General features: G+C 59.4%; 16 protein-coding genes. 8 read left to right on the forward strand and 8 right to left on the reverse strand.

Annotated features, from left to right (window positions below; all coding sequences use genetic code 11):
- The 4 genes from K290_RS33820 to K290_RS0104895 form a co-directional block, all read right to left on the reverse strand.
- Window positions 1-173: ACT domain-containing protein (locus K290_RS33820; protein WP_037134983.1), on the reverse strand; the 173-nt coding region annotated here is incomplete at its 3' end.
- 193 nt (window positions 174-366) lie between these two features.
- Window positions 367-1,392 carry an acyltransferase family protein gene (locus K290_RS0104885; protein WP_028750842.1) on the reverse strand — a complete coding sequence of 342 codons (1,026 nt, stop codon included), beginning with the start codon at window positions 1,390-1,392 and terminating at the stop codon, window positions 367-369.
- Window positions 1,393-1,430: 38 nt separating this feature from the next.
- Window positions 1,431-2,675 carry a hypothetical protein gene (locus K290_RS0104890; RefSeq protein ID WP_081670238.1) on the reverse strand — a complete coding sequence of 415 codons (1,245 nt, stop codon included), beginning with the start codon at window positions 2,673-2,675 and terminating at the stop codon, window positions 1,431-1,433.
- Between the two features lie 94 nt (window positions 2,676-2,769).
- Window positions 2,770-3,849, reverse strand: coding sequence for a glycoside hydrolase family 5 protein (locus tag K290_RS0104895; RefSeq protein WP_037134985.1), 1,080 nt, complete (start codon window positions 3,847-3,849; stop codon window positions 2,770-2,772).
- Window positions 3,850-4,059: 210 nt separating this feature from the next.
- Between K290_RS0104895 and K290_RS0104900 the strand changes: the two genes are divergently transcribed.
- Both K290_RS0104900 and K290_RS33825 read left to right on the forward strand, forming a co-directional pair.
- The gene (locus K290_RS0104900) at window positions 4,060-5,754 is read left to right on the forward strand and encodes a GumC family protein (protein ID WP_028750845.1); all 1,695 of its coding nucleotides are present in this window, start codon (window positions 4,060-4,062) and stop codon (window positions 5,752-5,754) included.
- Between the two features lie 214 nt (window positions 5,755-5,968).
- Window positions 5,969-8,023 (forward strand): polysaccharide biosynthesis protein, encoded by a 2,055-nt coding sequence (locus K290_RS33825; protein ID WP_245276480.1) that lies wholly within the window; start codon window positions 5,969-5,971, stop codon window positions 8,021-8,023.
- Window positions 8,024-8,029: 6 nt separating this feature from the next.
- On the opposite strand, the gene K290_RS0104910 is transcribed toward K290_RS33825, so the two are convergent.
- Window positions 8,030-8,872, reverse strand: a complete 843-nt coding sequence (locus K290_RS0104910) for a glycosyltransferase family 25 protein (RefSeq protein ID WP_028750846.1) — start codon at window positions 8,870-8,872, stop codon at window positions 8,030-8,032.
- Window positions 8,873-9,163: 291 nt separating this feature from the next.
- Between K290_RS0104910 and K290_RS0104915 the strand changes: the two genes are divergently transcribed.
- From K290_RS0104915 to K290_RS0104940, 6 genes are all read left to right on the forward strand, one after another.
- On the forward strand, window positions 9,164-9,496 hold the full coding sequence (locus tag K290_RS0104915; protein WP_028750847.1) for a hypothetical protein: 333 nt from the start codon (window positions 9,164-9,166) through the stop codon (window positions 9,494-9,496).
- A gap of 194 nt (window positions 9,497-9,690) precedes the next feature.
- Window positions 9,691-10,848 (forward strand): Gfo/Idh/MocA family protein, encoded by a 1,158-nt coding sequence (locus K290_RS0104920; protein ID WP_028750848.1) that lies wholly within the window; start codon window positions 9,691-9,693, stop codon window positions 10,846-10,848.
- A gap of 13 nt (window positions 10,849-10,861) precedes the next feature.
- Window positions 10,862-11,746: a carbohydrate ABC transporter permease gene (locus K290_RS0104925; protein WP_028750849.1), complete on the forward strand. Its 885-nt coding sequence runs from the start codon at window positions 10,862-10,864 to the stop codon at window positions 11,744-11,746.
- Window positions 11,743-12,600, forward strand: a complete 858-nt coding sequence (locus K290_RS0104930; RefSeq protein WP_028750850.1) for a carbohydrate ABC transporter permease — start codon at window positions 11,743-11,745, stop codon at window positions 12,598-12,600. The genes K290_RS0104925 and K290_RS0104930 overlap by 4 nt, the downstream gene beginning before the upstream one ends.
- A 35-nt stretch (window positions 12,601-12,635) precedes the next feature.
- The gene (locus tag K290_RS0104935; RefSeq protein ID WP_028750851.1) at window positions 12,636-13,865 is read left to right on the forward strand and encodes an extracellular solute-binding protein; all 1,230 of its coding nucleotides are present in this window, start codon (window positions 12,636-12,638) and stop codon (window positions 13,863-13,865) included.
- Between the two features lie 89 nt (window positions 13,866-13,954).
- Window positions 13,955-15,094, forward strand: coding sequence for an ABC transporter ATP-binding protein (locus K290_RS0104940; protein WP_028750852.1), 1,140 nt, complete (start codon window positions 13,955-13,957; stop codon window positions 15,092-15,094).
- Window positions 15,095-15,194: 100 nt separating this feature from the next.
- On the opposite strand, the gene K290_RS0104945 is transcribed toward K290_RS0104940, so the two are convergent.
- The 3 genes from K290_RS0104945 to K290_RS0104955 are packed head-to-tail and all read right to left on the reverse strand — an operon-like array spanning window position 15,195 to window position 18,269.
- A complete protein-coding gene (locus K290_RS0104945; protein WP_028750853.1) occupies window positions 15,195-16,298 on the reverse strand; it encodes a D-TA family PLP-dependent enzyme in 1,104 nt (367 codons plus the stop codon).
- Window position 16,299: 1 nt separating this feature from the next.
- A complete protein-coding gene (locus K290_RS0104950) occupies window positions 16,300-17,772 on the reverse strand; it encodes a M81 family metallopeptidase (RefSeq protein ID WP_028750854.1) in 1,473 nt (490 codons plus the stop codon).
- Window positions 17,773-17,783: 11 nt separating this feature from the next.
- Window positions 17,784-18,269 (reverse strand): hypothetical protein, encoded by a 486-nt coding sequence (locus tag K290_RS0104955; protein WP_028750855.1) that lies wholly within the window; start codon window positions 18,267-18,269, stop codon window positions 17,784-17,786.
- Between the last annotated feature and the right edge of the window lie 100 nt (window positions 18,270-18,369).

Raw genomic sequence — 18,369 nt, forward strand, 5'->3', positions numbered from 1 at the left:
TTGATCCCTTCTTCGGAGATGAAGGAGACCCGCATGAAGAACTTGCCGGTATCGAGATCGTCGAACTGGCTGGAATCGACGATGTTGCAGCCTTGATCGGCCAGATAATTCGCTATCGCCGCAACGATCCCACGCGTCGATTGGCACGATACCCGTAGAACATAGCTCTTCATATCTCTTCCCTCGTAAGGCGGCTCATCTGTTGACCGCTCGCTTATAGCAATCGAAAGGCACGGGAAAGCTCCTCGCCCATTCCTCGCGACAGAGATTATGATAGGTGGCGAAAAATTCCGTTCCTATTGCGCCTTTCAGCCGCGTATCCCCGTCGTTCTGAAGGAAAGCTGTCGCAGATCGACGGGAAACCGATCAGGCAATGGCCGTCTGCTTCTTTCTCCACTTCCCCCAGCGGCTGGGTGTCGTCAGCTCATGGACAATCGCCCCCCCGATCGCCGAGCAGACGATGCAGCAACTGACGAAGACCGGGCCATGCGCCATGATATCGATCCTCAGCACGCCACAGACGACGCGCAGAAATGCCAGCGTGAAGGCATGGGTGATGTAGATGCTATACGAGGCATCGCCGAGATAGCTCAGCCAGCCGATGACGGGCAGCTTTGAGAAATCGATCGAGACGGCGGAGTAGAGAATGACGACAGCCGGAATTCCCCACATATAAGAGCGCATGCTGGCATCGCAGAGCGTCTCATTGATCAGCAGGAAGGCGAATCCGACCGCGAGAGCCGGCCAGGCGACCGCCTGCGGCAGCAGCGCTTTTTCGAGATAAAGCTTGGCGAGAACGACGCCCGCCAGGAATTCGTAGATGATCGGGTCGCCATAGACCGTCGTTGCCGTGGTTTCCACCGGAAACAGGCGGCAGGCGAGGATGATCGCCGTCATCGTGCCGAAAAGGGCATAGAGCCGCCATTTTTCACGCACGAGCAGCAACAGGCCGAAGACGAAATAGAAGAACATTTCGTAGTTGAGCGTCCAGCCGGGCACGACGACGGGAGCGATGAGGCTGGGATCGGCGGGATTGCGCCAAGGCAGGAACAGAAGCGATGCGGCAAGATGGGGAATGTCGAACACCGTCGATTTCAGGATCGATGGCGCAACGAGAGCGACGGTGGCGGAAAACAACGTTGCCAGCCAATAGAGCGGTACGATGCGCTGGATGCGGCGGCGATAGAAATCGAGCGGGCGCACTTCGCGGCCCGTCGTAGTCAGCCACATGACGAAACCGCTGAGCACGAAGAAAATATCGACACCGGTCTCGCCGAAGAGACGGAACTGCCAGTCGAAGCCGGAATTGACCTTCGGCACCTGCAGCACTGAATGAAAATAGACGACCATCAGCGCGGCAATGGCGCGTAGATACTGCAACTGTACAAGCATCCCGATCCTCATGCGGCCTCGGCCGACGCAAGGCAAGGTCAGCCGGGCACTCTGCTGCCATCCATATTTGCCGGCTGTGTCCGGGCAGTGCGCGGCTTGTCAGAAGCGCGCATGTACCCGACCAGCAACCAAAGCAGGCCGGCGATCTTGATGGAAAAGATCGCCGTGCCGCCGATCATCATATTCAGAAAAATGAAAAGAGAGAGTGAATGACCGCAACGTCTTTGCGCCGGCGTCTCGCCGCCGGGAAAAAGACAAACGAACAGCCAGAACATGATCAAGCCGAAAATCGTCGAACCGTAGATGAGATAGACGTAACCGCTGTCGGCAAATTCGCCGATGCGTGCAATATCCAGGCCGAGGATCGCCTGGAAATCGAGGTCCAACATCTTCTTGATCGTAACGCCGATGCGGCCGGTGAAATTGTCGCCCACTTCGTCCGGCTTCATGAAGTGCACGAAGAAGCCGATCAAAATTATCAGCGGCATCAGGATGAGATCGAAGGCCTTCGGGATCTTCGGGAAGACGAAATAGCCGATGATGCTGATAAAGGAAAAGATCAGCATCGTGCGCGTGTCGTTGGTAAGCAGGATCAGCAGCACCGTCGACACGAAGAGCGCCTTCTCGATCTTGCCGAGCTTCGGCCAGAACGAGAGCAGATAAATGACGATGACGCCGCAGAAATTGGCGAGCGACACCTGCTCCAGGAAGATCGACGAGGAACGATGGTCGATGAGACCGAACGAGAAGCGGCCTTCAAAACCGAGCGCGTTGGCGAACAGGCCGGTACTGTTGAAGCTTGCCTGCTTGATGCCGCGGGTATTCTCGAAATATTCGCCGGGATGGAACAGGCTGACATAGAAGGGTGTGCTGACGATCTCGCAGACCAGAAACAGCAGCACGAAAAAGCAGCCGATGCGGAAAGCAAGCTTCACCGTCCGCTCGCTCGCCCAACTGCCGATGCCGGCGAAGGCAACGATGATCAGCACGTTGCGGAACTGATCGATGAAAGGCATGCGGTTCATCACGGTGATGTAGATCGTGATGATCAGCGTGAATATCAGATAGAGGAAGATCGGCAGATCCTCCTCGTAGATGCCCTTTTTCAAAAGGTAGGCGACGCTGGAGAGCATCATCATGCCTTCGCAGAGCACGACATGCGAGACGGCAAGCGGCGTGATGTTGTGGTTGATATAGGCGAGGATGCAATTGTAGAGGACAGAAAACAGCGTGATCGCCAGGATCGGGTAGTCGATGCGCTGCTTGTCCGTGAGGCTTTTCATGAAATGTCCAGGGCTGCCGCATCCATCGGCCGGGCCAACCATAGCAGCGCCGTGATTCGGCACAAAGCGCTATCCGCCCGCTCGCTTCCGCCGATCAGCCCTCTGGCTTGACGCTGGCGCAGGCCACGGCAAGCGCCGTTTTCCCGCCGACGGCAGTGGTGATCGTCTTCATCTGCGGCCGGTCCTTGCCGCCGCGCGGCTGCACGTTCAACGGCTCCTGCGATGGCCACCAGTCGCCGGCGGCCCAATAGGTCCAGCCGAGCCAGACGTCGCTATTATCAGCCATGACGTCGAAGACCTGCTTCAGCCCGTCGAGGCAGGGTTGATTTGCTGCAACGCCGAATTCACCGAGAAAGCCGCGCTTGCCGTTTTTGCGCAGCCAGGCGGTCACGTCGGTCAATCCTTGTTTGGCCTGGTCGCTGCCATCACAGACGGGATGCGTACCGGAACTGTCGGCATCGAGATACTGGTGAAACTCGAATGCGTAGAAATCGAGCGGATCCTTGACGCCGAGCATGACGGCATCGTTGGCGCCACCGCCGAGCTTGTCGGCAGCCCAGCTCGATGCGCCGGTCCAGTTCGTGCCGGGTACGAGGACAAGGTTGCGGGCACCGACCGTGCGAATGCTGCGAATGGCGGTATTGGCGGCCTCCAGCCAATCCGGAGCCTTGATGTCATGGGGCTCGTTCATCAGGCCGAAGACCACGCCCTTTTGATTGGCGAACTCAACGGCGAGGCGCGCCCAGAAATCACCGAAAGCGAGATCGGTCGCAGGCGCCTGCGTGAGTTGGTCCTTGTCGTAATAGCCGAAATTATGCGGATCCAGGACGACGGCCATGCCATGCTCCTGAATAAGGTCGACGGCATCCCTGAGCCGCTGCAGCTCCGCGCCGTCGAGCGGCTGCCCAAGTACCGGCTGCAGCCGCTCCCAGCGGAAGGGCAGGCGGACGACATTCATGCCCTTTTTGGCAAAATAGCGCACCGTATCCTCAGACGGATAGGTGTAGTTGGTGCCGAGCACGCCGGTGCGGTCGCCATATTCGGCCCCGGAAAGATTGACGCCCCGATAGCAGAGCTGCGATGCGGCAAAGCTGGGATCGGTCTCAGCCGCCGAGGCGAGCAGAACCGCTACAGCGAGCGATTGGCGCAGCAGCTTCTTTGCCAGTCCGGTCATTGCAAGCTCCTGTTCTTCCTCGTCGCTGGTGTGCCCGTTTCATATGAACTTCCCGGTTGAATATTGATGAAGAGATCGGCTTGGCCGGCTCTCTCCGGCGTCTTGTCACGAGACTTCCTGGGAACGTCCTTAATGTTCCGTTAGCCAAACATTTCTAAACTCCGGGCATCTGCTGCGCAGGACCTGCGGGCGGACCCATGAAAGTCTGTCATGAGCTCATTGGAACGAAGCAAGCGATCGAGCCAACTTCCGGGTTGGCACAGCACCGAGCCGTCGGAAGCACGGCGCGAAGGCTTGCGCTCGCGCAGTCCTGTGCTGCGGCCGAGGGACTTTGTTCATGAGCTTCGGCCTGTTGCCGCCGAAGAACCGGCCGGTCCGGTGACGCCGGCAAGCTCCGCCCCGCCAAACTCCGCCCGAGATAAAATTCTTCGCGAACTCGAGCGCAAATCTGAAGCCGCGCCACTGCCGATCGTGGAGCCGGTCATTATCGCAGCCCCCTTGGCCACTGAGCCGGCTGTGACTGCCGAACCGCAAACGGTCTTGCCTGCGCGGACGCCTGCGGCCGATACGCCGCTCCTCGATTTGCGCTCGGCTGTCCGATCGATCTGGGCGAAGAAGCTGCTGGTTCTTGCGCTTGCCGGCGTCGGGGCGGTGCTCGGCGCCGCCATCATCCCGCTGCTGCCGCAGAAATTCACGGCCGAAACCAGTCTCTATTTCGATCCTCGGCAAGTGGGAGGCTCTGATTCCCCGCAGGCCGCTCCCATTGCGCCGGAGCTGATCCTGACGATGATCGACAGCCAGACCCAAATCCTTTCCTCCGGCAAGGTGCTGGGCCGGGTCGTCGATGCGTTGAAGCTCGATCAGGACCCGCAATTCAGCGGCGGCGCCACCGGCGATGCTGCAAAATACGTGGCGACGGCAGCGCTCGCAAAGGCGGTGCAGATCGCTCGCGAGGCCAGCACTTATGTCGTGTCGCTGAAGGTGACGACGCGCGATCCGCAGAAATCAGCCAAAATCGCCAACCAGCTTGTTACCTCCTTCATGGAGGAAGAGAACAAGGCGGCGGCGAATAGCTACCGGACCAGCAATACCGCGCTGGACAGCCGGCTCGAAGATTTGCGCCAGCAGGTGCTTGCTGCCGAAAAGGCGGTCGAAGTCTACCGCGCCGATAACGATATGGTCGCCGTCGAAGGCAACCTGATCTCCGACAAGCGCCTGACCGCGCTGAACGACATGCTGGTGACTGCGCAGCAAAAGACGATCGAAGCCAAGGCGCGGGCCGAGGCGGCCAATAAGCTGAGTTTCGAGGATGTCGTCTCAAACGGCCCTTCGGCGAATGCGACGGCAACGTCCACAGCGCTCAGCAGTCTTCGCCAGCAATATGCGACGCTCGCCGCCAATGTCGGCAGCCTGCAAAGCCAGCTCGGTGCCCGTCATCCGCGCCTGCTTGCCGCCAAATCCTCGCTAGACAGCCTCGCGGCGGAAATTCGCAGCGAGCTGCAGCGCCAGACGACCTCGGCCCGTGCCGATTACGAGCAGGCGCAGAAGGCCGAGCAGGATATCGCCAAGGAATTGGCGGTGCAGAAGGCCTCGCAGGTCAATACGTCGGGCAAACTGGTCGGATTGAACGAATTGCAGCGCAAGGCGGCTGCCGCACGTGAGGTTTACGAGGCGCTGCTGAAGCGTTCCGGCCAGACGAGCGACGCGCAGGACCTGTCGCAGAACAATGTCCGTGTTATCTCCGAGGCCGAACCGCCGCTGACGGCGAATGGACCGAGCCGAAAGGTGATGATGGTGGCCGGATTGATCGCCGGCGCCCTGTTCGGCATGAGTCTTGGCGCCGCCTTTGCCATCCTCGCCGGTCTGTTCCGGCATCCGGTTGTCCGCGGCTATCTCGGGAAGTGATCTCCGTCGCCACCTTGCGTCCGGTGGTTCTTTCAAGATCGGGGATGCAATTGCGCGTCCGCTGTTCTAAAAGTGAATTGATGCAGAGAGTGATTGCATTTTGCTAATGAAGGCATAAAGACAATCTTACTGTGCTGTGCAATAGGTGGTGGGACAATTTATGCGAGAGAAGCGGTCTGCTGTTCCGTTGACCGGCGCCAGGGAAAACTGACCCATGGTGCCCGCGGATAAGCTCGTCCTGCCGTTCCTGGCGCTGCCGCGCTCGACCAAACGTGCGCTGGCGCTGATCGTCGATGCCAGCCTTTGCGTACTGACCGTCTGGTTCGCCTATTGTCTGCGCCTGGATGACTGGGTCATTCTGGAGGGCGTGGAATGGCTGCCGGCGATCGTTTCGCTTCTCGTTGCCATACCGATCTTCATCGTCCTTGGCCTCTATCGCGCCATTTTCCGCTATGCGGGCATGTCGGCCTTCATGACCGTCGTCAAGGCAGTGTCGATCTATGCGCTCGCCTTCATGACCATTTTTACCGCGATCAGCGTACCCGGCGTGCCCCGTACGGTCGGCATCCTGCAGCCACTGCTGCTGTTGATCGCCATCGGCCTGTCGCGTATGTGGACGCGTTATTGGCTCGGCAATGCCTATCAGCGGCTGTTGAATCGCAATCAGCTCGCCAAAGTGCTGATCTACGGCGCCGGCTCTTCCGGCCGGCAGCTCGCCGGTGCGCTCGCCAACAGCGCCGAGCTGAATGTCGTCGGCTATCTCGACGATGACAAGCATCTGCAGGGCAGCATCATGGGCGGCCTGCCCATTTATGATCCCGCCGACCTGTCTGCCTTGAGCGTATCGAGCGAGATCAGGGACGTGCTGCTTGCACTGCCGAACGCGACGCGTCAGCGCCGCAACGAAATTCTCGAGAGCATGCGCAAGGCGCGCGTCACCGTGCGAACCATGCCTGATCTGACGGCGCTCGCCCAGGGACGCGTCGCGGTCTCCGACCTGCGCGAACTCGATATCGAAGATCTGCTCGGCCGCAACGTGATCGCGCCCGATCGCGCGCTCATCGAGAAAAATATCCGCGGCAAGGTGGTTATGGTCACCGGCGCCGGAGGCTCGATCGGCAGTGAGCTCTGCCGCCAGATTCTAAAAAACGGCCCGTCCTGCCTGCTGCTGGTCGAGCAGAATGAATTCGGGCTCTACGCCATCCACGGTGAGCTGGAGAAATCAGCGGCGACGGCCGGCGACGGTGATATCCGCATCATCCCTTTTCTGGCTTCCATCCGCGACGGCCGGCGGCTCAGGCAGATCATGGAGGCTTGGCGGCCGAAAACCGTCTACCACGCTGCTGCCTACAAGCATGTGCCTCTCGTCGAGTACAATCCTGTCGAAGGCATTCGCAACAATGTCCTGGGAACGCTGACAACGGCCGAGGTGGCGCGTGATTGCGGCGTCGAGGATTTCGTTCTGATCAGCACCGACAAGGCCGTGCGTCCGACCAACATCATGGGCGCAAGCAAGCGGTTGGCGGAAATGGTGCTGCAGGCCATGGACGCGGACCGCAAACCGGGTGCCGGCGGCACGAATTTTGCTATGGTTCGGTTCGGCAACGTGCTGGGTTCATCGGGTTCGGTCGTGCCGCTCTTTCGCCAGCAGATCCGGGATGGCGGTCCGATCACGCTGACGCATCCCGATATTACTCGCTATTTCATGACGATTCCTGAGGCGTCGCAGCTCGTCATCCAGGCCGGCGCCATGTCCGGCGGCGGCGACGTCTTCCTGCTCGATATGGGCGAACCGGTCCGCATCGCCGATCTTGCCCGCCGCATGGTGGAGTTGTCCGGTCTGACCGTCAGGGACAAAGACGAGCCGGAGGGCGATATTGAGCTGGAGATCACCGGCCTCAGGCCTGGCGAAAAACTCTATGAAGAGCTCCTGATCGGCGACAACCCGCAGGCGACATCCCATCCGCGCATCATGCGAGCCAAGGAGGATTTCCTGCCCTGGGCGGAGCTGTCAAAGAGGCTCGCGTCCCTTGAGGCAGCGCTGGATGAAAACGACATTCCGCAGGCAAGAACCCTGCTGCAGAAGCTGGTATCCGGCTACGTGCCCAACGGCGAAGTGGTGGACCTCGTTTTCCGCGAGCGCGAGGTGGATCTAACCATCGATCAACCGGATTTCGACAGCGTCGCAGGGCCGCAACCTTCGAAAAGCAAAGCGGTTTCGGCGGGAACGCCGAAAGACGCAGCAGTTCTGCGGTTTCCTGGAAGCTGAACCGCCTCAGCGTTGTTCGGCGCTTCCGACAATCGATTGAGGCTTGGCCTTCACGGTATAGATCCAGCGGCGAAGCTGATCGCAGACGCGGAACCAATGCGCTGTTGCCCGCAGCAGAAAAGGCCGCTTCACGGCACGGTAATGTACGCGCTTGCCGATCGTCGTATCGGCACGGAATGGGCTGAAATCCGCCAGATTTTCAAGGGTGGCGAAGGTTTCGACCCCGGTCGACCAGCCGCGCTCGAGGGCGACATCGTAAGGAAGAAGCATCGGCTTCAGCGCGACCAGCAGCTTCTTCGCCGCCTTTCTGCTGACGATGTAGCACGCGGCCGATCCCTGCGGCCCATGCATGCAGCGGCCGACAATGTCGTATTCGGCCGTTTCGGATATCGGCTTGAAGCCGACCAGGCGATGATTGACGAGCTTCACCAGGCGTGCGCCGCAAACGCTGTCCATGGCGGCGAGCGCACGCGGTATCAATCTCTGGTTGAGTTCGACATCATCCTCCATGATGATGGCCATCTTGTCGCCGCTTGCGACGAATTGCTGCAGGGCGAGCAGATGGCTGCGATAGCAACCATATTCGCCGGCCAGCAATTTACGCCCGTTGTGATAGATGAATTGCCGCGGCTGGAAGTCGACGCGGTCGCGTTCCGGAATCGTGCTGCCATCGACAGCAGGAATTCGCGTGACGCTCAGGCCATATTGAGCGGCCTGCCCGCGCAATCTTTCCCAGCGTTCGGGCGAACGATCGAGATTGATGACGTAGATACGAACCTGCGGTGCCAGACTGTCGACACTGGGTACTTCCGCACATGCGATGATCCGATTGGTTCGCTCGAGAATCACCTTTACTCCCACAAACAGAAATCCCGACGACAATAAACTGGAGCGACAGCCGGTTTAGTATATAGCAGGCTTCTTACTTTTCGCAAACTTAGATTGCACGCCTATGGTGTATGCTCAAGTAAAAGCGTTTTCATCGACGTAATTTGCTGTGAACGAATGGCAGGTTGCGGACATGCCCCGAGCCCCCGTCATTTTCACGTGCATTTGTTGGCGGGCAGCGCGGGCATTATTATATCTAAGATAGAAGGCGTCTGTTGTAGCGCCCGCGTGGCGGAAGGATCCTAGAAATCCATGTGGACCAAACTGAAACTCGTCATTGCCGCATTGCTTCTCGCCAGCCTCGTGCCCGTGCCGGCTTTTGCCGACAATCCGCTGCTTCCCAAGCCCTATGTCCGCCCCGTCTATCCCTATAAGGACCTTCCGGGCGTGACCGAACCGAAGATGGCTGCCGACGAAAAATTTGAGTGCCGCACGACGACGGTGCGGATCCGCGGTTTCCACGAGGGCATCTTCTATCACAACATGCCGCGCCTCGGTTATATCTGCGAACAAAACGGCGTCATCTCCGAAGGCACCGGCAAGCCGAACTATCAGTATTGGCAATACAACGGTCCGAACCGATAAGCTCCGCCGTTGTCGAAAATAACCGGCATCAAGATCGACCCTAGACGGTTCCGCGTCGCAGCGGCTGCGTATTTCTATACGCCAATCTGAAAATGAATTTCATCAACACGAGTATTTTCCGGAAGCTCGTTGACGGATGCGAAAATTTCGCTCAAGCTGACGAAAATAAATTACGCAGCGGGAACGATACCAGTATGCGAGTGGGGATCATCGGACTCGGATTCCGTCTGGGATATCTGGGTTATGTTTTCAAAGCCATTGACGACAGCTTCGAGATCGCGGGCTATGTGGATCCCGAGCCGGCGGGCCTGCAGGGTCTCACCGAAAAGGGCATTTCGGCCGGCAAGGCCTATGCTTCCCCGAAGGACCTGATCGCGGGTGAAAAGCTCGATCTGCTGATGATTGGCTCGCCGAACCACATGCATCTCGATCATATTCGCCTCGGCCTTGAGGCCGGCCTGAAGATCTTCTGCGAAAAACCGATCGTCTCCACCATCGAGCAGAGCATCGAACTGGCTCATTTGATGGCGAAATTCGGTCACGAACGCCTGATGGTCGGCCTGGTGCTGCGCTATTCGCCGCTCTATCGAGATCTACGGGCGGTTCAGGCAGCTGGAACGCTCGGTCAGATCGTCTCCATCGAGGCGGCCGAGCATATCGAGCCTTACCACGGCGCTTTCTTCATGCGCGATTGGCGACGCTATGAGCGCTATTCCGGCAGTTTCATGCTGGAAAAATGCTGCCACGACCTCGATCTCTATAACGGCGTGGTCGGTTCCAGACCGGAGCGGGTCGCAAGCTTCGGCGGCCGCAAGAGTTTCGTCCCCGCCAACGACCCCGCGCGTGAGGGGATCAACGACCTCGAAATCTTCCATCGCAAGCCGAGCGGATGGATGGGGTCGAACCGCGTCTTCGACAGCGACGGCGACATCATCGACTACCAGGTGGCGATCATCGAATATGCCAATGGTGTCGGCATGAATTTTCACACCAATCTCAACGTGCCGGACCAGTTTCGTCGCTTCGCCGTCATGGGCTCGCGCGGCATGGCCGAGGGCGATTTCATCCGCGGTTATCTCGATGTGCATGAGATGCTGACCGGCAAGAAAGTCATCGAAAACAAATATGCCGCGACCGAACTGTCGCAGCATTATGGCGCCGACGAGCAGATGGCAGCCGATCTCATCGCCCATGTGAAGATGGGCGCAGCCCTGCCGGTCTCGACGCTCAACGCCTTGGAGGCTGGAATTCTCGCTTTGTCGATGGACGAGGCACGCATGAAAAGGACTGTCGTCGATCTCAGGCCCATATGGGACCAGTTCGACGAAGCGCTGCACTCGCGAGCCGCATAGAGGGAGGCGCAAGATGGGTGTTCAACGCAGCACGGTCATCTTCGCCTGGCTCCTGCTTCTTCCGGCCGTTCTCTACGTCGTCGTCATCGTCGCCTATCCGCTGGTCGATACCGTCATCCTGTCCTTCACCGACGCCTCGCTGAAGAAGCTGACGAACTGGGTCGGCTTCGAAAATTATGCGAAGATTTTCAACGAGACATTTGCCTCGGTGATCGTCCGCACCTTCATCTGGACGTTCTTTTCCGTGTCGATCAAGATGATCATCGGCACTTTCGGGGCGCTGATGCTGAATTCGGCGGTTCCCGGCCGCTCGCTTTTTCGGGTGCTGACCATGCCGCCCTGGATCGTGCCGATGGCGATCGGCATCTTCATGTGGGGCTGGATGTATAATGGCCAGTTCGGCATGATTTCCGGCCTGCTGCAGCGCTTTGGTCTGGTCGATGGCCCGGTGGCCTTCTTGGCCTATGGCAGCACCGCCTTCTGGGCGACGATCATAACCGACGTCTGGATCGGCGTGCCGATGGTGACGCTCTATATGCTGGCTGCCATGCAGTCGATTCCGCAGGATCTGTACGAGGCCGCCTGGACAGATGGTGCCGGACGGGCCTACCGTTTTCGCCGCATTACGCTGCCACTTCTGGTGCCCTCCCTGGTCACCATGTCGATGTTGTCGCTGATTTCGACATTCAACTCCTTCGATATCATCTGGATCCTGACCCGCGGCGGCCCGAACGGGGAAACGACGACGATGATCATCGACACCTATAAGACGGCGATCGGGTCCTACAAATACGGTGAAGGTGCTGCTCGCGCGGTGTTGATCTGCATCTTCCTGTCGCTCTTCTGCCTTGCCTATTTCCGCCTCACAAGCCGCTTTGCAACGGGGGACAAGCGATGAGCCATCCGTCGATGATCAATCGCTACAGGTGGTACGAGCTCATCGGCATCTATGTCGGTATCCTGCTGTTCCTCACCTTCGTTCTGGCGCCCTTCATCGAAGGGTTCCTTGTCTCGCTGAAGCCCCTCAGTCAGCTTTTTTCCTCGCCCTACCGCTTTATTCCCGAAAACGGGTCATTGGCGGCCTATCGGACGATGTGGACCAGCGTGCCGGGCTTCGGCTGGTACATCTTCAACTCGTTTCTGATTTCCGGCACGATTACCATTATCGTCCTGATCCTGGTGGTCCCAGCGGCCTATGCCTTCGCGCGTTTCGAGTTCAGGGGCTCCGGACTGCTGCTAGGCGCTTTTCTTGCCGTCAAGATGTTCTCCGGCGCGGTCCTGCTGATCCCGCTATTCCGGCTCATGCGCTCCTTCGGCGTGCTCAACACCTATTTCGCCATGATCGTGCCGGGGGTCGCCTTCATCATCCCGACCGGCATCTGGCTGCTGCACACCTATATGAGGCGCATCCCCCGGGAGCTCGACGAGGCTGCTTATGTCGACGGCGCAAGCCAGCTCTATACGCTGCGCCGCGTCATCCTGCCGATCGCCATGCCGGGTATTGTCGTGGTGGCGATTTCCTCCTTCATCGAAGCCTATGCGCAGCAGTTCATCTATGCGCTCACATTCAATTCAAAGACCGAATACATGCCGCTGCCGGTTGGGTTGTTCGCTTATTTCGGCAGGCAAGAGGTTGTCTGGAACGAACTCATGGCTGCAAGCTTCGTCGGCATCGCGCCGGCGCTGGTCGTGATCTTTTTCCTGCAACGTTATCTCGTCAGCGGTCTGACCGCCGGCGCGGTGAAGCAATAAAACACGCAAAATCACCAGAGAACGGGAGCTTAAACGTGACATTCCATTTCAAAACAGGGCTGCTTGCCCTTGCTTTGCTCGGCTCCACCGCGCTTGGCGCGGTGAATGCCCAAGCCGCCGACAAGGAAATTAGCTGGATCTATTGCGGCGACAGCATCGATCCGATCCATGTGAAATATATCAAGCAATGGGAAGACAAGAATCCGGGCTGGGCCGTCAAGCCCGAGGTCGTCGGCTGGGAGCAGTGCCAGGACAAAGCGACGACGCTCGCCGCAGCCGGCACGCCGGTCGCCATGGCCTATGTCGGTTCGCGCACGCTGAAGCAGTTTGCCGAGAACGATCTTATCGTTCCCATCCCGATGACGGACGAGGAGAAGAAGAGCTACTATCCGAATATCGTCGATACCGTGACCTCCGGCGGCCAGCAGTGGGGTGTGCCGATCGCCTTCTCGACCAAGGCGCTCTATTGGAACAAGGACCTCTTCAAGAAGGCGGGTCTCGATCCGGAAAAGCCGCCGACCACCTGGGCCGAGGAAATCGCCGATGCCAAGGCGATCAAGGAAAAGACCGGCATTCCCGGCTATGGCCTGTCGGCCAAGACCTTCGACAACACCATGCACCAGTTCCTGCACTGGGTCTACACCAACAACGGCAAGGTGATCGACGGCGACAAGATCGTCCTCGACAGCCCGGAAGTGCTGGCCGCCCTTCAAGCCTATAAGGACATCACGCCTTACTCCGTCGAAGGACCGACGGCTTACGAACAAAACGAAGTGCGCGCCATCTTCCTGGATGGCAAAGTCGGTATGATCCAGGCGGGCTCGGGCGCCGCCTATCGTCTCAAGGAAACGAAGATCAACTGGGGCGTCGCACCGCTGCCCCTCGGCCCTTCCGCCAAGGGGCAGGGCACGCTGCTCATCACCGATAGTCTTGCTGTTTTCAAGGGCACTGGCGTCGAGGACAAGGCGATCGAATTTGCCAAGTTCATCACCTCTCCGGGTCCCCAGGGCGAATACGAACTGCAGGGCGGCGCTGGCCTCACGCCTCTGCGTCCATCCCCGATGGTCGACGAGTTCGAGAAGAAAGATCCCTTCTGGAAGCCGTTTATCGACGGCATCAGCTACGGTGGTCCCGAGCCGCTGTTCAAGGACTATAAGGGCTTCCAGAACGTCATGATCGAGATGGTCCAGTCGGTCGTGACGGGTAAGGCCCAACCGGCGGATGCCTTGAAGAAGGCGGCTGCCGATCTTGAGCAGTATAAATAACTCCCAGCAACGAGGCCGCGCGCATCTAGCGCGCGGCCGCTTTTTTTGGGGCCATGCCTCCTCTACAATGTGCCGAGCGGAGACAGAATTTGGGACAGCTTCACCTTAACCAGGTCAAGAAATTCTACGGCCACTTCGAAGTCATCAAAGGCGTCGAGCTTGACGTGATGAACGGCGAGTTCGTCGTTTTCGTCGGCCCTTCCGGTTGCGGCAAGTCGACCCTGCTTCGAATGATCGCCGGTCTCGACGACGTCACCAGCGGCGACATCATCATCGACGGCGCGCGCGTCAACGATCTGCCGCCGGTCAAGCGGGGCATCGCCATGGTGTTCCAGTCCTACGCTCTTTATCCGCATATGACGGTGTTCGAGAATATCGCCTTTCCCTTGCGCGTCGAGAAGATGGCGGAAGACAAGCTCAAGGCCAGGGTGGAGCACGCCGCTCGCATATTGCATCTCGATCAGCGCCTGCAGCAAAAGCCGGGCATGCTGTCGGGTGGCCAGCGGCAGCGCGTCGCCATCGGCCGGGCGATCGTCCGAGAGCCGAAGATCTTCCTGTTCGACGAGCCCCTGTCGAACCTCGACGCGGCCCTGCGCGCCGACATGCGCATCGAGCTTGCCAAGCTGCACCAGCAATTGCAGGCGACGATGATCTATGTGACCCACGATCAGGTCGAAGCCATGACCATGGCCGACCGGATCGTCGTTCTCAATGCCGGCGAGATCGCCCAGACCGGCGAACCGCTGGAGCTCTATCATAAGCCGGCAAATAAATTCGTCGCCAGCTTCATCGGTAATCCCAAGATGAATTTCCTACCCGTGACCTGCAAGGGCGTCAGCGAGGCAGGTGTCGAGGTGGATTACAAAGGCCAGACGGCGTTGCTGCCGGTGACCCCGCGAGACGGCGCCGTCGGCAAGGAGCTGACGCTTGGCATCAGGCCGGAGCATGTGCAGCTCGGCGGCGGCGATATATCCCTGACAGTCATGCCAACCGTAATCGAGCGGCTGGGGGCGCAGACGGTCGCCTACGCGGCGCTGGAACGGTACAGCGGCGAGAATTTTTGCGCCACTCTGCCGGGAAGCGTCGCCATCCGCACGGACGTGCCGTTGGTCACCGGCATTCACCTGGCCGACTGCCATCTTTTCGACGAGAACGGTGTGGCTTTCGAGCGCAAGGTGGAGTTGACGGATGTCGATATGGAGCTGTTGAGCACACCTTCGCACCGGTAGGAAGAAGGCTGCGCTTGGCGCGCTTGAGGGGTGCTCAAGCGCGCCCCCTCATCCGCCCTTCAGGCACCTTCTCCCCGAGGGGAGAAGAGGTGATCACGCCCTACCAGACCAGCCCGCGAGCCGCGACATCTTCGACGCGGGTGACGATGCCGTCGCGGTGAAACACCATGCGGTCGTATAGGTTGGAGACGACGCAGGTGTGGTTGGGAATGATGCGGATTTTGTCGCCGATCGCCGGACGAGGCCCGCCGCATTTCGAAAGATCGATCACCCCGTGCTCTTCCGAGAGATTCGTGATGATAGCTTCGGGGTAGCCGACCACTGTGCCGTAGTCCGAAAAGCCGAGGAGATCGGAGGTCAGCGCCTTGGAACCGGCGTCGATCACGGCGCGGTCCGGCGTTGGGCGCGAGACGACGGTGGCGAGGATATGCATGGCGCAATCCTCCTCGCCGCAATGACCCGCGCGCACCATCGAGCGATCGTTGTAGATATAGGTGCCGGCGCGGTGCTCCGTGGCTGCGGTCACCAGATGCGCCTGGTAGAGGCTCGGCGTGCCGCCGCTGCTGACGATGGGGCAGTCGATGCCGTCACGCTTCAAGAGCGAGATGGTCTCGGCCAGGAAGGTCTGGATGGCCGCAGCGCTGTTCGGTTTCGGATAGGTCATCAAACCGCCGAAAGTCAGGCCCGGCTTGCCGGCGATATCTCTGGCCAGAGCCGCAGCCTCTTCAGGCGATTGCACGCCGCAACGCCCACCGCCGGTATCGCATTCCACCAGGACGGTAAGGGGCTTCCGCGCCGCGAAATGAGCGGACAGGCCGTCGACCGTCGCCTTGCTGTCGGCGACGACCTTCAGCCCCGCGATGCGATCGTTCAGCGTGGAGAGGCGGGTAAGCTTTTCCGGCCCGATGATGTTGAAGGTGATAAGGATATCTTCGAAGCCGGCATCGGCGAACACTTCGGCCTCGGTGATCTTCTGGCAGTTGATCCCCTTTGCGCCCGCCGTCACCTGGGCGCTCGCGAGCGCGGGGATCTTGTGGGTCTTGATATGCGGCCGGAAATTCAGCCCGTGTGCGTCCATATAGGACTGCACGCGGGCGATATTCGCCGCCATGCGGTCTTCGTCGATGATCGGCCGCGGCGTCGAGAGCGCGTCGATGCGATCGCCCGACCTGGGGCTGATCTCGGAGACGATGTGATGCGCCATATCAGGCAGCTCCCTCTTTTGCCGCATGCGGGTCGGCAACCATCGGCCAGATATCCTTCGGCGCGCGGCGATAGGGCGTGCGCGCCGGATTGTTCGGATAGGGCGTTCCGGCCGAACAATAAAGGATTTCCGACGCGATCTTGGAGAATGACGCATAGAAGTGGTTGGTCGACTTGATCACCAGGATTTTCTTGCGGGTGGGATCAATCCCCATCACCGAGAAAAGGCTGGGATCGAAGCTTTGGGCGCGCGTCGAATTGAGGATGATGTCGATGCCGTTGAGTTCGATATGCGCGGCATCACCAAAGGGCGCGAAACTTTCGCCGAAACGCATTTCGGCATTGGCAACGAGCCGCACGACCTTGACGATGCCGTCGATCGGATTGCCGGTGCCAGGCGCCGATTTTGCTCCAAAGCGCAGCGGAATTTCCGCGCCTTCGCCGGCCGCCATGCAGATTTGCACTGCCATCGGATCCCAGATCGTGCCGATTGCCGTCTCGCGGGCGCCGTGGGCAAGCAATTCTTCCAGGATGACGGTCGCATCGCCCGCCGTGCCGCCGCCGGGATTGTCCCAGACATCGGCAATGACGACCGGACCTGAATGTGCGGCCATGGCTTGGGCCACCGCGAGCTTTTCATCGATCTGCGGCATCATGAAGGTGCCGCGCTTGGAAAAGAGCTCCAAGCCCAGCTCGCGAGCGAGAGCAGAACCTTTGTCCGGCTTATTATCGGTAACGACCAGCAGCTTCGTGCCCATTTCCGGCACGTCGCCGGCCATGAAGCCGTGGATCACCGAGATCGACAGGATGTCGGCATCTTTCTCGATCGTCATGATCTTGTCGACAAAGGAGCGCATCGGCTCGCGCGAGGTGGGGTAGACGTCGATCATCCGGCAATCGAAGACCGACATGACCGCTTTGACTCGGCCCTCCAGCGTATCGACAGCGATGCGCCAGAGGTCTTCGGCGCGATCGACGAAGTCCGTGTGCGGGAATTCCTTGAAGTAGACGAAGAAATTCGCCGCCGCGAGCCGCTTTTTAGTCAAATGGCTGTGCGGATCGAGTTCGGCGCAGACAAGAATGTCCGGCCCGACGATCTTACGGACCCGGGTGAGAAAATCGCCTTCTGGGTCCTCGTAGCCGGCGGCAACCATCGCCCCATGCAGGCCGAGCACGACGGCGTCGACCGGCATGGCGGCGCGAAGCTGGTCGAGAATTTCGTCACGCAGTCCTTCATAAGCCGTCCGGTTCACCAAGCCGGCCGGGTCGGCCCAGGCGGCGGTGCCCTCGATCAATTCCCAGCCTTTTTCCGCGGCCACTTGCCGGCCGACGGTGATCGGTGCCGAACAGAGCGTCGGCGTCTCCGGATGTTCGCCGGGCGGCGCATAGAGGGAAGCCTCGAAAGCGCGTCGATCGACGCAGATCGGGGAGAATGTGTTCGTCTCGGTCGCGAGCACCGCGGTGAAAATGCGCAACGCCGTCGCCTCTATTCCATTGGGTTCGGCAGGTAACCGGTAAAGCCGGAAATCTTCCAGCGGCCTTCATGCAGACGGCAATAATAAAGCGTCTGCCATTTCAGCACATCGACGCTGCCGTCTTTCTTCTTCAAGCTGCCGTCGAATTTCTTGCGCACCAGCGCCGTCTCGCCTTCGATCTCGATGTCTTCCAGCGTGGTCGTGGTAAAGATTGCCGTGCGCGGGTCCTCCGCAAGCGATTGGCCGGCGAAATCGCGTGCCTGCCGCAACCATTCGTCGCGGTAGGCAGCAAGATTGGGGAAGGCGAGGCGCCATTTGTCGGGGCTGACCTCACGGCGGCCATCGATACCGATAAAGCCATCTTCGACGAAATCCTCCGCAACCAGCGACCAGTCGGCGGCAAGAAAGGCGCCGATGTCGCGCGGCACCAGCATCTCCCAGATTGCGTGTCGGGCAGCATCGTCGGCAGGGAAGGGATTTTTAAAAGGATCGCGCATTGTGTCCGCCGAAATTGAAATTCTTTTCATAAACTACGATTTTCACTGGTCAAATTCCGCTTTCTATGGTCATTTGTCAACGCAATAAGAAAATAATTTG

Source organism: Rhizobium leucaenae USDA 9039 (assembly GCF_000426285.1).
Classification (GTDB): Bacteria; Pseudomonadota; Alphaproteobacteria; order Rhizobiales; family Rhizobiaceae; genus Rhizobium; species Rhizobium leucaenae.

Coding starts and splice junctions, on each gene's coding strand:
- K290_RS0104885 (WP_028750842.1), bottom strand. CDS start 1,392: ATGCTTGTACAGTTGCAGTATCTACGCGCCATTGCCGCGCTGATGGTC.
- K290_RS0104890 (WP_081670238.1), bottom strand. CDS start 2,675: ATGAAAAGCCTCACGGACAAGCAGCGCATCGACTACCCGATCCTGGCG.
- K290_RS0104895 (WP_037134985.1), bottom strand. CDS start 3,849: ATGACCGGACTGGCAAAGAAGCTGCTGCGCCAATCGCTCGCTGTAGCG.
- K290_RS0104900 (WP_028750845.1), top strand. CDS start 4,060: ATGAGCTCATTGGAACGAAGCAAGCGATCGAGCCAACTTCCGGGTTGG.
- K290_RS33825 (WP_245276480.1), top strand. CDS start 5,969: ATGGTGCCCGCGGATAAGCTCGTCCTGCCGTTCCTGGCGCTGCCGCGC.
- K290_RS0104915 (WP_028750847.1), top strand. CDS start 9,164: ATGTGGACCAAACTGAAACTCGTCATTGCCGCATTGCTTCTCGCCAGC.
- K290_RS0104920 (WP_028750848.1), top strand. CDS start 9,691: ATGCGAGTGGGGATCATCGGACTCGGATTCCGTCTGGGATATCTGGGT.
- K290_RS0104925 (WP_028750849.1), top strand. CDS start 10,862: ATGGGTGTTCAACGCAGCACGGTCATCTTCGCCTGGCTCCTGCTTCTT.
- K290_RS0104930 (WP_028750850.1), top strand. CDS start 11,743: ATGAGCCATCCGTCGATGATCAATCGCTACAGGTGGTACGAGCTCATC.
- K290_RS0104945 (WP_028750853.1), bottom strand. CDS start 16,298: ATGGCGCATCACATCGTCTCCGAGATCAGCCCCAGGTCGGGCGATCGC.
- K290_RS0104955 (WP_028750855.1), bottom strand. CDS start 18,269: ATGCGCGATCCTTTTAAAAATCCCTTCCCTGCCGACGATGCTGCCCGA.